The 14,077-nt window shown below is 70.5% G+C and carries 12 protein-coding genes; 9 read left to right on the top strand and 3 right to left on the bottom strand.

What is annotated here, in order from left to right; all coding sequences use genetic code 11:
- Nucleotides 1–7: 7 nt before the first annotated feature.
- The 5 genes from sufC to P4R38_RS07245 all read left to right on the top strand — a co-directional run bounded on the left by sufC (nucleotide 8) and on the right by P4R38_RS07245 (nucleotide 5,201).
- Complete coding sequence (gene sufC, locus P4R38_RS07265) at nucleotides 8–769, top strand: Fe-S cluster assembly ATPase SufC (protein WP_275236945.1); 762 nt, start codon at nucleotides 8–10, stop codon at nucleotides 767–769.
- A 5-nt stretch (nucleotides 770–774) separates the two neighbouring features.
- The gene (locus P4R38_RS07260) at nucleotides 775–2,127 is read left to right on the top strand and encodes an aminotransferase class V-fold PLP-dependent enzyme (protein ID WP_277191640.1); all 1,353 of its coding nucleotides are present in this window, start codon (nucleotides 775–777) and stop codon (nucleotides 2,125–2,127) included.
- A gap of 1 nt (nucleotide 2,128) precedes the next feature.
- Nucleotides 2,129–2,599: a Fe-S cluster assembly sulfur transfer protein SufU gene (sufU, locus tag P4R38_RS07255; RefSeq protein WP_277191639.1), complete on the top strand. Its 471-nt coding sequence runs from the start codon at nucleotides 2,129–2,131 to the stop codon at nucleotides 2,597–2,599.
- Nucleotides 2,596–2,922 carry a metal-sulfur cluster assembly factor gene (locus P4R38_RS07250; protein WP_275236941.1) on the top strand — a complete coding sequence of 109 codons (327 nt, stop codon included), beginning with the start codon at nucleotides 2,596–2,598 and terminating at the stop codon, nucleotides 2,920–2,922. The genes sufU and P4R38_RS07250 overlap by 4 nt, the downstream gene beginning before the upstream one ends.
- Nucleotides 2,923–3,083: 161 nt before the next feature.
- Nucleotides 3,084–5,201 carry an MMPL family transporter gene (locus P4R38_RS07245; protein WP_277191638.1) on the top strand — a complete coding sequence of 706 codons (2,118 nt, stop codon included), beginning with the start codon at nucleotides 3,084–3,086 and terminating at the stop codon, nucleotides 5,199–5,201.
- Between the two features lie 26 nt (nucleotides 5,202–5,227).
- On the opposite strand, the gene P4R38_RS07240 is transcribed toward P4R38_RS07245, so the two are convergent.
- Together P4R38_RS07240 and ypfJ are read right to left on the bottom strand one after the other, a co-directional pair.
- Nucleotides 5,228–6,589: a sulfatase-like hydrolase/transferase gene (locus tag P4R38_RS07240; protein WP_277191637.1), complete on the bottom strand. Its 1,362-nt coding sequence runs from the start codon at nucleotides 6,587–6,589 to the stop codon at nucleotides 5,228–5,230.
- A 104-nt stretch (nucleotides 6,590–6,693) separates the two neighbouring features.
- Nucleotides 6,694–7,650, bottom strand: coding sequence for a KPN_02809 family neutral zinc metallopeptidase (ypfJ, locus tag P4R38_RS07235; RefSeq protein ID WP_275236939.1), 957 nt, complete (start codon nucleotides 7,648–7,650; stop codon nucleotides 6,694–6,696).
- Between the two features lie 165 nt (nucleotides 7,651–7,815).
- Between ypfJ and P4R38_RS07230 the strand changes: the two genes are divergently transcribed.
- The 3 genes from P4R38_RS07230 (at nucleotide 7,816) to P4R38_RS07220 (ending at nucleotide 12,211) form a co-directional block, all read left to right on the top strand.
- Nucleotides 7,816–9,414, top strand: coding sequence for an ABC-F family ATP-binding cassette domain-containing protein (locus P4R38_RS07230; RefSeq protein WP_275236938.1), 1,599 nt, complete (start codon nucleotides 7,816–7,818; stop codon nucleotides 9,412–9,414).
- 38 nt (nucleotides 9,415–9,452) lie between these two features.
- Nucleotides 9,453–10,256, top strand: a complete 804-nt coding sequence (locus tag P4R38_RS07225) for an enoyl-CoA hydratase/isomerase family protein (protein ID WP_277191635.1) — start codon at nucleotides 9,453–9,455, stop codon at nucleotides 10,254–10,256.
- A gap of 62 nt (nucleotides 10,257–10,318) precedes the next feature.
- The gene (locus P4R38_RS07220; protein ID WP_277191634.1) at nucleotides 10,319–12,211 is read left to right on the top strand and encodes an ABC transporter ATP-binding protein; all 1,893 of its coding nucleotides are present in this window, start codon (nucleotides 10,319–10,321) and stop codon (nucleotides 12,209–12,211) included.
- A 13-nt stretch (nucleotides 12,212–12,224) separates the two neighbouring features.
- On the opposite strand, the gene P4R38_RS07215 is transcribed toward P4R38_RS07220, so the two are convergent.
- Nucleotides 12,225–13,022, bottom strand: a complete 798-nt coding sequence (locus P4R38_RS07215; protein ID WP_277191632.1) for an SURF1 family cytochrome oxidase biogenesis protein — start codon at nucleotides 13,020–13,022, stop codon at nucleotides 12,225–12,227.
- A gap of 32 nt (nucleotides 13,023–13,054) precedes the next feature.
- Here P4R38_RS07215 and moaA point away from each other — a divergent pair, with 32 nt between their 5' ends.
- Nucleotides 13,055–14,074, top strand: a complete 1,020-nt coding sequence (gene moaA, locus P4R38_RS07210) for a GTP 3',8-cyclase MoaA (RefSeq protein WP_277191631.1) — start codon at nucleotides 13,055–13,057, stop codon at nucleotides 14,072–14,074.
- Nucleotides 14,075–14,077 lie beyond the last annotated feature (3 nt).

Genomic DNA, 14,077 nt, shown 5'->3' with positions numbered 1-14,077 from the left:
AGAAGACATGGCAACACTGGAGATTCGCGACCTGCACGTCTCTGTCGACGTCGAGGGTGGCACCAAGGAGATCCTCAAGGGCGTCAACCTGACCGTCCGGTCGGGTGAGACCCACGCGATCATGGGCCCGAACGGCTCGGGCAAGTCGACCCTGGCGTACTCCATCGCCGGTCACCCGAAGTACACCGTGACCAGCGGCACCGTCACCCTGGACGGTGAGGACGTGCTGGCCATGGCGATCGACGAGCGCGCCCGCGCCGGCCTCTTCCTGGCGATGCAGTACCCCGTGGAGGTGCCGGGCGTCACCGTCTCGAACTTCCTGCGGACCGCCAAGACCGCCATCGACGGCGAGGCCCCGAAGCTGCGGACCTGGGTCAAGGACGTCAAGGGTGCGATGGAGCACCTGCGGATGGACCCGGCGTTCGCCGAGCGCAACGTCAACGAGGGATTCTCCGGTGGTGAGAAGAAGCGCCACGAGATCCTGCAGATGGAGCTGCTCCAGCCGCAGATCGCCGTCCTGGACGAGACCGACTCCGGCCTGGACGTCGACGCGCTGCGCATCGTCTCCGAGGGCGTGAACCGCGCGAAGGAGTCGACCGACGTCGGCGTCCTGCTCATCACGCACTACACGCGGATCCTGCAGTACATCAAGCCCGACTTCGTGCACGTGTTCGTGGACGGCCGGGTCGCCGAGGAGGGTGGCCCCGAGCTGGCCGACCGCCTCGAGGCCGAGGGCTACGACCGCTACGTGACGGCTGCGAAGGCCTGAGCGCCATGACCACGACGTACGACGCCGCGCCGGCCGCCCGCGAGGGCGTGTCCGGCGGGGCTCTCACGCCTGCCGAGGTCGAGCGCATCCGCGCCGACTTCCCGCTGCTGCGTCGTACCGTCCGGGAGCAGCGACCGTTGGTCTACCTCGACTCCGGGGCCACGTCGCAGAAGCCCACTGTCGTCCTGGACGCCGAGCGGCGCTTCTACGAGCAGCACAACGCGGCGGTTCACCGCGGGGCGCACCAGCTCGCCGAGGAGGCGACCGACGAGTTCGAGCACGCCCGCGAGCGGGTTGCCCGGTTCGTCGGCGCGGGTGTGGGCGAGGTCGTCTTCACCAAGAACGCCACCGAGGCGATCAACCTGGTCGCGTACGCGTTCAGCAACGCCGGCTTCGACGGTGCGCTGGAGGGGGCGGACCCCGAGGTCGCGGCCCGGCTGCGCATCGGCCCGGGCGACGAGATCGTGGTCACCGAGATGGAGCACCACGCCAACCTCGTGCCCTGGCAGGAGCTCGCCCGCCGCACCGGCGCCACGCTGCGCTGGATCGCGATCACCGACGACGGCGAGCTCGACCTGAGCGACCTCGAGGAGATCGTCAACGAGCGCACCAAGGTGCTCGCGTTCGCCCACGTCTCCAACGTGCTCGGCACCATCAACCCGGTGCGCACCCTGGTGGCGCGGGCCAAGGCGGTCGGCGCGCTGACCGTCCTGGACGCCTGCCAGTCGGTGCCGCACCTGCCGGTGGACGTGCGCGACCTCGACGTCGACTTCCTGGCGTTCAGCGGGCACAAGATGTTCGGCCCGCTCGGCATCGGTGTGCTCTGGGGCCGCCCGGAGCTGCTGGCCGCGATGCCGCCGTTCATCACGGGCGGCTCGATGATCGAGACCGTCCGGATGGAGGGCACGACGTACGCCGCGCCCCCGCAGCGGTTCGAGGCCGGTACGCCGGTCGTCGCGCAGGCGGTCGCCCTTGCGGTGGCCTGCGACTACCTCGACGCCATCGGCATGGAGCGGGTCCGCGCGCATGACGCCGAGCTGCTCCGCGTGCTGCTCGCCGGTCTCGCCGAGCGGCCGTGGGTGCGGGTGCTGGGTCCGCTGGAGGCCGAGCAGCGTTCGGGTGCGGTGGCGTTCGAGGTGGACGGTGTCCACCCGCACGACGTCGGCCAGGTCCTCGACGACGCCGGTGTCGCCGTCCGGACCGGTCACCACTGCGCGTGGCCGCTGCACCGCCGGATGCGGGTGACCTCCAGCAGCCGGGCGAGCGTGGCCGCGTACAACACGCCGGAGGAGATCCAGGTGTTCCTGCAGGCTCTCGACCGGGTGCCCGAGGTGTTCGGCACCGCGAAGGGAGCGTGACGTGGACCTCTACCAGGAGCTGATCCTCGAGCACTCCAAGCGGCCGCAGCACGCGGGCCTGCGCGAGCCCTTCGACGCCGAGACCCACCACGTCAACACCACCTGCGGCGACGAGGTGACCCTGCGCGTCCGCCTCGACGGCGACCGCGTCGCGGACGTGTCGTACGACGCGATCGGGTGCTCGATCTCCGTCGCGTCCACGTCGGTGCTCGCCGAAGAGGTGATCGGCCACACGGTCGCCGAGGCGATGGGCACCTTCGGGGCCATGCGCGCGATGCTGACCAGCAAGGGCCAGGACGCCGGCGACGAGGAGCAGATCGGCGACGGCGTCGCGTTCGCGGGGGTGGCCAAGTACCCCGCCCGCGTGAAGTGCGCGCTGCTGTCGTGGAGTGCGTTCACCGACGCACTGGTCCGCGCGGGCGCCACCATCTCCACTGACCACCAGAACCAGACCGTCGGGAGCACGTCATGACCACGACCGCCACACCGCCCAACGTCGCCGACGTCGAGGAGGCCATGCGCGACGTGGTCGACCCCGAGCTCGGCATCAACGTCGTCGACCTCGGCCTCGTGTACGGCATCACCGTCGACGCCGAGTCTCACGCGGTCATCGACATGACGCTGACCAGCGCGGCCTGCCCGTTGACCGACGTCATCGAGGACCAGACGGCCTCGGCGCTGGAGGGCCTGGTCACCTCCCACCGCATCAACTGGGTGTGGATGCCGCCGTGGGGTCCGGACAAGATCACCGACGACGGCCGCGAGCAGCTGCGCGCCCTGGGGTTCAACGTCTGAGGTCGACCACGGCCTGACTCGAGGACGAGACTGCGGACAGATGCTGTCCGCAGTCTCGTGCTGAGAGCAGGAATGGAGTAGAAGGCTCGTCGGCTCCGCTGTAACACTCGATGACCGAGGCAGGTCGCGCGTACCTGCGATCATCGGGGAGAAGTACGCACATGAGTCACTCGTACGCTCACATCGTCTGCGGCCGGCGCAGCAAATGGGTGGTCGCCGCCATCTGGGTCGTCCTGTTCCTCGGGCTCGGGCCGCTCGCCGGCAAGCTCGCGGACGCGCAGGACAACCAGGCGAGCTCCTGGTTGCCGGCCAGTGCCGAGTCCACCAAGGCGTTCGACCAGCTCGGCGCCTTCATCGACAAGGACAGCATGCCGGCGCTCGTGGTCTACGAACGCCCGAGCGGGATCACCGCCACCGACCTGAGCAAGGCCACGGCCGACGCCTCGGCGTTCGCCAAGACCAAGGGGCTCGTCGGCAAGGTGGTCGGACCGGTCCCGTCGCAGGACAAGAAGGCCCTGCAGACCATCGTCCCGCTGCACATCGACCCGAAGACCGGCTGGAACGACCTGCCGGACATCGCCAAGGGTCTCAAGGCCACGGCGACGAAGGACAGCGGTGGCATGGCCGTGCACGTCGGCGGCCCGGTCGGCTTCGGCGCCGATCAGGCCACGGCGTTCGGCAGTCTGGACAAGACCCTGCTGCTGGCCACGCTCGGCGTCGTCGTCCTCATCTTGCTGCTCACCTACCGCAGCCCGGTCCTGTGGGTGCTGCCGATCGCCTGCGCGTTCGCGGCCCTGGTCGCGGCGCAGGCGATGATCTACCTGCTGGCGGAGCACGCCGGCCTGACGGTGAACGGCCAGAGCTACGGCATCCTCACCGTGCTGGTCATCGGCGCCGGCACCGACTATGCGTTGCTGCTCATCGCGCGCTACCGGGAGGAGCTGCGCAGGCACGAGGACCGGCACGAGGCGATGGCGCTCGCCCTGCACCGTTCGGGGCCGGCGATCCTGGCCAGCGGCAGCACGGTGATCCTCGGGATGCTGTGTCTGCTGGTCGCGGAGATGAACTCCACCAAGAGCCTCGGGCCAGTGGCTGCGCTCGGCGTCGTGTTCTCGCTGGTGTCGATGCTGACCTTGCTCCCGGCACTCCTGGTCATCTTCGGTCGCTGGATGTTCTGGCCGCGCCGCCCCTCGTTCGGCTCGCGGGAGCCCACCGAGTCGGGGCTGTGGGCTCGCGTCGGCGGCTTCATCAAGGTGCGCCCGCGTCCGGTGTGGGTGGTGACCGGTGCGGCCCTGCTGCTGTGCGCGCTGGGACTGGTCAAGCTCAACGCCAACGGCCTGTCCACCGACGAGACGTTCGTCAACACCGAGGACTCGGTGGTCGCCAGCAAGGTGCTGGAGCAGCACTTCCCGACCAACGCGGGCGACCCGGTCTACGTACTCGTCGACGCCGACAAGGCCACGACCACGGTCTCGGCGCTGCGCTCCGACGCGGGCGTCCAGACGCTCGGCCCACCCCAGGTGCGGGGTGACCGCGCCCTGGTCCAGGCGGCCGTCGCCGGGGACGCCTACTCCCAGAAGGCGTTCGACACGGTCGAGGACGTCCGGCGGGTGGTGCACGGGATCGACGGCTCGAACGCCCTGGTCGGCGGCAGCTCGGCCACGACCCTGGACATCCACGACGCGTCCGCCCACGACAACCGGGTGATCATCCCGCTGACGCTGCTCGTGGTGATGATCGTCCTCGGCGGACTGCTGCGGGCGATCGTGGCGCCCGTCGTTCTGATCGCGACGGTCGTGCTGTCGTTCGCCGCGGCGCTGGGCCTGAGCAGCCTGGTCTTCCACTACGTCTTCGGGTTCGGTGGGACCGACCAGTCGTTGCCGTTGTTCGTGTTCGTGTTCTTGGTCGCACTGGGCATCGACTACAACATCTTCCTGATGACCCGGGTCCGCGAGGAGGCGCAGCAGCACGGCACCAGACGCGGCGCCCTGGTCGGCCTCGCGGCCACGGGTGGGGTGATCACCTCGGCGGGCATCGTCCTCGCGGCGACGTTCGCGGTCCTCGGCACCATCCCGGTCGTCGCGTTCGCCGAGATCGGGTTCGCGGTCGCGCTGGGCGTGCTGCTCGACACGATCGTCGTGCGTGCGGTCCTGGTCACTGCGCTCAACCTCGACATCGGCAACAAGATCTGGTGGCCCGGCCGCCTCAGCACGGTGCCGGACGAGGCACCGGTCGCCGAGCACCTGGCACCCGCCGCGGTGGCGCGAGCGCACGAGTAAGGTGCCCGCACCTTGACCACGTGTCGTCAAGGCCGGTTCTCTGTCAGGCCGGGCACGTGGTTCAGCGGTGCCGCGACCGGCGTCAGCGGCTCACGTCGAAGGCTGGCGTGAAAGTCGGTCAGGATCCGGTTGAGGTGCGTGGCGGCCCACGTGTGCAGGTGCGGCAGCGCGACGGGCTCGCGCTCGTGCGGATCGGTGACCACGTTGGTCAGCCGGGGTGTGGCGAGGCGTTGCGGAGCATCGGTGGAGTGCTCCTGCAGCACAAGACTGAGCTTGAAGTTGCGCCACTTCACTCCGTAGATCTGATCGCCCATCCAGTACACGCAGCCATCCCGAGCGGACTCCTCACGGCCGCCGGTGAGCCACTCCAGCTGGTCGAGGCCGTCGATGATCCGGTCCTTCGGAGGGTCGATGCCTGCTGCAGCCAGCAGCGTGCTGAACCAGTCGGTCACGTGCATCAGGTCGTCGCTCGTCTGGCCGGCTCGGGTGTGACCTGGCCATCGGACGATGCAGGGAGTGCGCAGATTGCCTTCGCCTCCCGCGAAGTACGACCCCCGCCAGTACCCCGGCGACCCACGCCACGGAAGGACCTCCTCGGGACCGTTGTCGCCGGCGAACACGACCACGGTGTCCCGGGCGAGGCTGAGCCCATCAAGGAGGTCGAGCAGCCAGCCGAAGTCAGTGTCGAGCTCGAGCAGGGCGTCGGCCCAGTCGCCCTGCCCTGTTCGACCCGCGAACTCCGGACGGGGGATGACGGGCATGTGCATCAACGAGTGGTTGAAGTACACGAAGAACGGCTCCCCCTCGTCGTGGGCGGCCCGGATGAAGGTCTCGGCCCGCTCGAGGTAGGCGAGGTCGCAGTCGCGCCGCACCTCCAGAGTCAGCTGCTCGCCCTCGACGAGGCCGTCCGTCGTCGCCTCGATCATCCGCGAGACCGGGTCGCGGTCGGGGTCGTACCACGGGTCGGTCGGCCACAGCGCTTCGTCGTACGTGCGTGGCGGGCCGTACCACTCCCGGAATCCCTTGTCTGTGGGCCACCGACCCGTGCCCTCGCCGACGTGCCACTTCCCGTACGCGGCACATGCGTAACCGGCGCCGGTGAACAGGTCACCGAGGGTGCGCTCCCACCCGACCAGACCCCACCCGGCCGGTGCTCCCAGCGGGACGCTGTGGGTTCCGGATCGGATCGCATGCCGGCCGGTCAACAGGGCTGATCTGGTCGGGGTGCACTGTGACTCGGGGCAGTAGTTGGTCAGGCGGAACCCCTCGCGAGCGAATCGGTCGATTCGCTCGGTCGTCACGCCTCGGAACGGACCCGCGGTGTAGCAGCTGAGCTCCCCGAAGCCGAGGTTGTCCACGTGGAAGAACAGGATGTTGGGACGCGGCATGCTTCACCTCCGCGCCCAGCCTGTCGCTCATCATGCCGAGGCCGGTTCACCCGTGTCAGGTGAGCCGGCCTCAGCCGTGTGCACCCCGTCCTACCGCACTCGCGTCAGCCGAGGTCCTGGGCGTTGAACGTGTCGCAGGAGTTCACGTCGCCGGTCTGGTAGCCGGTCAGGAACCACTTCTGCCGCTGGGCGGACGAGCCGTGCGTCCAGGACTCGGGCGTCACCCGGCCCTGGGACTTCTGCTGGATGCGGTCGTCACCCACGGCGGAGGCCGCGGAGAGGGCCGACTTGATGTCCTCCTCGGTGACCGGCTTCAGCAGCGTGTTGCCCTCGGAGTCCTTGGTCTGGGACGCGTACTTCACCCAGATACCGGCGTAGCAGTCCGCCTGCAGCTCGGTGCGCACGGACGCGCTCTCGGCACCCTGTGGGTCCTGCTGGGCCCGGCCCAGGACGCCGAAGATGTCCTGGACGTGGTGGCCGTACTCGTGCGCCACGACGTACTCCTGGGCGAGGGCGCCGTCGTCGGCGCCGTACTTGCTGGACAGCTCCTGGAAGAAGGAGGCGTCGATGTAGACCTTCTTGTCCAGCGGGCAGTAGAACGGGCCCATCTGGGCGCTGCCGGTGCCGCAGGCGGTCGGCGTCGAGCCGCTGTAGAGCACCGTCTTGGCGGGCGTGTAGGACTGGCCGTACTTCGGCAGCGCGCCGTTCCAGAAGTTCTGGACGCTGTTGACGGTGCCGATCACGCGGCAGGTGTCGTCACGGTTGGCGTCCGCGCCGGTCTTGCAGGAGGCGATCTGCTGGGAGACCGCGTCGCCACCGGTCCCGGCGGCGCCGATCTGGGAGGTGTCCTGGGTCAGGCCGCCACCCCCGGACTGGTCGGTCGTGCCGCCGCCGCTCCCACCGGTGAGGCCGCCGCCGAACAGCACCATCAGGATCATGATGATCAGGCCGCCGATGCCGCCGACCCCGATCCCGCCGGGGGAGATGCCGCCACCACCGCCGCCGCTGCCGCCGGACTCGACCTGTGAGGTGTCGAGATTTGCGTTGTCGTTGAACGTCACGAGCGACCTCCGTGGTCGGCGGTGGGCTCCCGAACGCGCAGGTTCGGGGCCGTCAGGTACCGATGCGTACACTAGCGCGAGAACCTCCGGACGCCTGTTCCGCACGAGTGCGGGTCGGCGTCCGGTTCTGCTGTCCGGCCCAGGTACGACGTCAGGAGCACACCCGTGATCACCGCCACCGGCATCGAGCTGCGCGCCGGGTCGAGGATCCTGCTGGACGACGCGACGTTCCGCGTGGCAGCGGGCGACCGGGTCGGCCTCGTCGGTCGCAACGGCGCCGGCAAGACCACGCTGACCAAGGTGCTGGCCGGTGAGGGCGTCCCGGCCGCGGGCCAGGTCACCAGCAGCGGCGACGTCGGGTACCTGCCGCAGGACCCGCGTACCGGTGACCTCGAGGTCCTGGCCCGGGACCGGATCCTGTCCGCGCGTGGCCTGGACACCATCATCCGGGACCTGCGCGCCGCCGAGCAGGCCATGGCCGAGGAGGACGAGGAGCGCCGGGAGCGCGCGATGCGCCGCTACTCCCGGCTGGACGCGGAGTTCAGCGCTCAGGGCGGGTACGCCGCCGAGTCCGAGGCCGCCTCGATCGCCTCCAGCCTCGGGCTCGACGATCGGATCCTCGGCCAGCCGCTGCGGACGCTGTCCGGTGGTCAGCGGCGCCGCGTCGAGCTGACCCGCATCCTGTTCTCCGGTGCAGAGACCCTCCTGCTGGACGAGCCGACCAACCACCTGGACGCCGACTCCATCGTCTGGTTGCGCGACTACCTCAAGGCCTACCGCGGCGGCCTGATCATCATCAGCCACGACGTCGAGATGCTCGACACCGTCGTCACGCGGGTGTTCCACCTGGACGCCAACCGCGCCGAGCTGGACCAGTACAACGTGGGCTGGAAGACCTACCTGCAGCAGCGGGAGACCGACGAGCGCCGCCGTCGACGCGAGCGGCTCAACGCCGAGAAGAAGGCATCGACGCTGCTGGCGCAGGCCGACAAGATGCGCGCCAAGGCCACCAAGGCGACCGCGGCGCAGAACATGGCCAAGCGCGCCGAACGGCTGCTGGCGGGCATCGAGGGCGAGCGGGTGCAGGACAAGGTCGCGAAGCTGCGGTTCCCCAAGCCGGCCGCCTGCGGACGCACGCCGCTCACTGCGGAGGGTCTGTCCCGCTCGTACGGGTCGCTGGAGATCTTCACCGACGTCGACCTGGCCATCGACCGCGGCTCGCGCGTGGTCATCCTCGGCCTCAACGGAGCCGGCAAGACCACGCTCCTGCGCATCCTGTCCGGTGTCGACCGGCCGGACACCGGCGAGGTCAAGCCCGGGCACGGCCTCAAGCTCGGCTACTACGCCCAGGAGCACGAGAACCTCGACACCGCTCGTACGGTCCTGGAGAACATGAAGTCCGCCGCGCCGGACCTGGGCGAGACCGAGGTCCGCAAGGTGCTCGGGTCGTTCCTGTTCAGTGGGGACGACGTCGACAAGCCCGCCGGCGTGCTCTCCGGTGGCGAGAAGACCCGGCTGTCCCTGGCCCTGCTGGTGGTGTCCTCGGCCAACGTGCTGCTGCTGGACGAGCCCACCAACAACCTCGACCCGGCCTCCCGCGAGGAGATCCTCGGCGCGCTGCGCACGTACGAGGGTGCCGTCGTGCTCGTCACCCACGACGAGGGCGCGGTCGAGGCGCTGCAGCCCGAGCGCATCCTGCTGCTGCCGGACGGCGTCGAGGACCTGTGGGGCCCCGACTACGCGGACCTGGTGACGCTCGCCTGAGCGCGCTTGCTGTCGCGGGTCGCGGCTACAGTCGCGGCGTGAACGACAGCAGCCCCGGCCGACGTGTGCACCCACGTCTGGAGGTGACCCAGGAGGGCCCCCTCCTGACGGTGACCCTCGACCACCCGCAGACCCGCAACGCGCAGGTCCCCAGCCAGTGGCTGGCCCTCGCGCGCCTCGGCCGGACCCTGCCGCCCGACGTGCGGGTGGTGATCGTGCGCGGCGCCGGGGAGTCGTTCTCCTCCGGCCTCGACCGCGCCCTGCTGACACCCGAGGGCCTGCCGGGGGAGCGCAGCCTGGTCCAGCAGGCGCAGGGGAGTGAGCCCGAGCTGGTGGACGAGATCGCCTCGTACCAGAAGGGTTTCGCGGTGTGGGCCGACGTGCCGGCGATCACGATCGCGGCGGTGCAGGGGTACGCCGTGGGCGCCGGTTTCCAGCTCGCCCTGGCGTGTGACCTGCGGATCGTGGCGGAGGACGCGCAGCTGATCATGCGTGAGACCGCTCTCGGCCTCGTACCCGACCTCACCGGTACCCACGCGCTGGTGCGGCAGGTGGGGTACAGCCGGGCCCTGGAGATCTGCGCGACCGGCCGTCCGGTCGGGGCGGGCGAGGCGGTCGACACCGGGCTGGCGTCGCTGCGCGTGCCTGCCGGTGAGCTCGGCGAGGCCGCCCGCGACCTCGCCGACGCGGTGATGTCCAACCCGCCCCAGGCGGTCCGCGAGCTGAAGCGGCTGCTGCGGTTCGCCCAGGGCTCCACCCCGGAGCAGCAGCACTACGCCGAGCGCACCGCGCAGGCCCGCCTGCTGTCGGCGATGGCGGCCGGGAGGAATGCACCGGGTTGACCTCAAGTTGACTTCAGGAGCGAGGCTGGCACACGCACTGACCGATCGGCGAAGGAGCGGACATGTCCATGGGGGCCTGGCAGGCCATGAGCTCGATGACGCGCGACGCGTCCGTCAAGAACGCCTCGTTGCGTCCTGGGACGGCGCGCCGGGTGCTCGACTACGCCCAGCCGTACCGGCGCACGATCGTCGCGTTCCTGGTGACGACGATCGCCGAGGCGCTCCTGGTCATCGCGACACCGCTGCTGCTCAAGCGCATCGTCGACGACGGTGTCGTCAAGCAGGACTCCGGTCTCGTGGTCCGGCTGGCGCTGCTCGTCGGTCTGGTCGCGGTCGTCGGGGCGGGGCTGTCGGTGCTCGAGCGGTTCATGTCCGCGCGCATCGGTGAGGGACTGATCTACGACCTGCGCGGCCAGGTGTTCTCCCACGTCCTGCGGCAGCCGATCGCGTTCTTCACCCGTACGCAGACCGGCGCCCTGGTGACCCGGCTCAACTCCGACGTCATCGGTGCCCAGCAGGCGTTCACCTCGACGCTGTCCAACGTCGTGAGCAACATCGTGATGCTGATCGCGATCGTGGCGGCCATGGGCACGCTGTCCTGGCAGCTCACCCTCCTGGCCCTCGTGCTCGTCCCGCTCTTCCTGATCCCGACCCGCATCATGGGGCGCCGGCTCGCCGGCCTGGCTCGTGAGCAGATGCAGGAGAATGCCGACCTCGGTGCGCGCATGTCCGAGCGGTTCAACGTCGCGGGCGCACTGCTGGTCAAGCTGTACGGGCGCCCGCACCAGGAGGATCTCGAGTACTCCGAGCGGGCCGGTCGGGTCCGCGACATCGGAGTCCTGATCGCCCTGAACCGGTCGGCGTTCATGGTCGTGCTCACGCTGATGGCCTCGGTGGCCACGGCCCTGGTCTACGGGTTCGGTGGCGTGATGGCGGTCGACGGCACGCTCACCGTCGGGACCCTGCTCGCCCTGGCGGCGCTGCTCGCCCGGCTCTACACCCCGCTCACCGCGCTGTCCAACGTTCGCGTCGACGTGATGACCGCGCTGGTGTCCTTCGAGCGCGTCTTCGAGATCCTCGACCTGCGGCCGCTGGTGCAGGAGCCGAAGCGGCCGACCCCGCTCCCGTCCGGTCCGCTGCCGATCGAGCTCGACGAGGTCGGGTTCACCTACCCGGCCGCGGACGAGGTCTCGCTGAGCTCGCTGGAGACCGTCAGCAGCCGCGACCGCGGAGCCGGCTCGACCGTACTGCACGACGTGAGCCTGCGCGCCGAGCCCGGTCAGCTGGTCGCCCTGGTCGGCCCGAGCGGCGCCGGGAAGACCACGATCACCAGCCTCGTCGCCCGCCTGTACGACCCGACCGAGGGTGCGGTGCGGATCGGCGACGTCGACGTGCGGGAGGTCGCCTCGCAGGACCTGCGCGACCGGCTCGGCGTCGTGTCGCAGGAGGCGCACCTGTTCCACGACACGATCCGGGCGAACCTCCTCTACGCCCGTCCTGAGGCGACCGAGTCCGACCTCGAGCAGGCGCTGCGGGCCGCGCACGTGTGGAGCCTCGTGGAGACGCTGCCCGAGGGACTCGACACGGTGGTGGGGGACCGCGGCCACCGGTTGTCCGGCGGCGAGAAGCAGCGGCTGGCCATTGCACGGCTGCTGCTGAAGGGGCCGTCCGTCGTGGTGCTGGACGAGGCCACGGCTCACCTGGACAGTGAGTCCGAGGTGGCCGTCCAGCGGGCCCTGGACAGCGCCCTGGCGGGTCGCACCTCCCTGGTCATCGCCCACCGGCTCTCGACCGTGCGCGACGCCGACCAGATCCTGGTGGTCGACGGCGGGACGATCGTGGAGCGGGGCGACCACGCGACCCTGCTCGCGCAGGGCGGCCTGTACGCCGACCTCTACCGCACCCAGTTCCGCGACGCCGGCGAGCAGCAGCCGGTCGGCGTCCAGGGCACCTGACGGGCAAGGCGGGTCAGGCGTCCTCCTCGTCCCAGATGCGCACCTTCTTGGGCTTGGCCGGACGCACGACCCCCGAGCGGTCACGCGCTTCGCGGCGGGCGGCGAAGAGCACGTACGCGGGCACGGCCAGCATGCCGACCCACCACTGGATCGCGTAGCTGAGGTTGATGCCGGCGGCGGAGCCCTGGTCCGGCTTCTCCAGCGCCTGCGGGCGTACCGGAGTCGCTCCGGAGGGAAGCCGCTCGCCGCGCATCAGCACGTACGCGTCGTGCAGCCGCCCGCCCGTACGGCTCTGCGCGTCCCGGACGTTGATCGACGAGAGCTGGCCGGCGATCGGTGCGCGGCCGAGCGACGGCTCGCCCGGACGCATCCACCCCACGACCGTCACCGGCCCGGTCGGCGTCGCCGGTACGGAGGGAGGCGTAGCGGCGTTCGGGCCGTTGGGCACCCAGCCGCGGTCGACGAGGACGCTCGCGCCGTCGGCGAGGCGGAGGGGGACCACGACCTCGTAGCCGAAGGAGCCCTCGTGCGGACGGTTGCGGACCAGCTGCCGCTGCTGCGCCTGGTACTCGCCCTGCAGCCGGACCTGCGTCCACTCGCGGTCACCGGGTAGAGGAGTGTCCACGGTCGGGAGGATCTGGCCGAGGGCGACCGGAGAAGCGTCGTAGTTCTCGCTGATCCGGGTCTGCATGGCGTGCTTGGACTCCCACCGGTGCCACTGCCACCGGCCGAGCAGCAGGCACGCGACCGAGACGACGACGGCCACCGCCAGCCAGGCGAGCCAGCGCCTGGAGAGCAGGACGTGAAGCACTGTGCGACGGTACCCGCCGTAGATTGGAGACCATGCAGGACCTCCCCGCTCCCGCCTCCGCGGGCTCGCTGCGCGACGGCTACGGCCGAGTCGCGCGGGACCTGCGCGTCTCCGTCACCGACCGGTGCAACCTGAGGTGCACCTACTGCATGCCCGCCGAGGGGCTGCCGTGGCTGGCCAAGCCGGAGATGCTGACCGACGACGAGCTGGTCCGGCTGGTCGGGATCTTCACCGCGCTCGGCGTCACGCAGGTGCGGCTGACCGGTGGCGAGCCGCTGCTGCGGCGCTCTCTCGTCGACCTCGTCCGGCGGATCGCGGCGTTGCCGGAGCGCCCTCGGATCGCCATGACGACCAACGGGATCGCCCTGGACCGTCTGGCCGCGCCGCTCGCCGACGCCGGCCTGGACCGCGTCAACGTCTCGCTGGACACCATCGATCCGCAGACCTTCCGCGAGCTCACCCTGCGCGACCGGTTCGCCGACGTCGAGCGGGGGCTCAAGGCGGCCGCCGACGCCGGGCTGGTGCCGGTGAAGGTCAACGCGGTCGCCATGCGCGGTGTCAACGACACCGGCGTCCCGGACCTGCTGCAGTGGTGCCTGGACCGGGGGTATGAGCTGCGGTTCATCGAGCAGATGCCACTGGACGCCCAGCACGGCTGGGACCGCGACCGGATGGTGAGCGCCACGGAGATTCGCGACCGGCTGGGGGAGCGGTTCGGTCTGACGCCACTGCCGGACGCCGACCGCGGCAGTGCGCCCGCCGAGCGTTTCCTCATCGACGGCGGACCCGCGACCGTCGGTGTCATCGCCAGCGTCACGGCACCGTTCTGCGGAGCCTGCGACCGCACCCGCCTGACCGCGGACGGACAGGTGCGCAACTGCCTGTTCTCCCAGCGGGAGACCGACCTGCGCGCCCTGCTGCGCTCCGGGGCGGACGACGAGGAGATCGCGGCGGCGATCGTGGGGGAGATGCGGGTCAAGCGCGCGGGGCACGGCATCGACGACCCGTCCTTCGTCCAGCCCGACCGCCCGATGTCGAGCATCGGCGGCTGAGTG

It is taken from the genome of Luteipulveratus flavus, from assembly GCF_029439465.1.
Taxonomy (GTDB): Bacteria; Actinomycetota; Actinomycetes; order Actinomycetales; family Dermatophilaceae; genus Luteipulveratus; species Luteipulveratus flavus.
Note: the sequence above shows the minus strand (reverse complement) of the source record. Positions and strands in the feature narration are given on the sequence as shown.

What these genes read in the sequence shown, in the direction of transcription:
- moaA (WP_277191631.1), top strand. Translation starts at nt 13,055, where the DNA reads ATGCAGGACCTCCCCGCTCCCGCCTCCGCGGGCTCGCTGCGCGACGGC.
- P4R38_RS07260 (WP_277191640.1), top strand. Translation starts at nt 775, where the DNA reads ATGACCACGACGTACGACGCCGCGCCGGCCGCCCGCGAGGGCGTGTCC.
- P4R38_RS07220 (WP_277191634.1), top strand. Translation starts at nt 10,319, where the DNA reads ATGTCCATGGGGGCCTGGCAGGCCATGAGCTCGATGACGCGCGACGCG.
- P4R38_RS07245 (WP_277191638.1), top strand. Translation starts at nt 3,084, where the DNA reads ATGAGTCACTCGTACGCTCACATCGTCTGCGGCCGGCGCAGCAAATGG.
- sufC (WP_275236945.1), top strand. Translation starts at nt 8, where the DNA reads ATGGCAACACTGGAGATTCGCGACCTGCACGTCTCTGTCGACGTCGAG.
- P4R38_RS07240 (WP_277191637.1), bottom strand. Translation starts at nt 6,589, where the DNA reads ATGCCGCGTCCCAACATCCTGTTCTTCCACGTGGACAACCTCGGCTTC.
- P4R38_RS07250 (WP_275236941.1), top strand. Translation starts at nt 2,596, where the DNA reads ATGACCACGACCGCCACACCGCCCAACGTCGCCGACGTCGAGGAGGCC.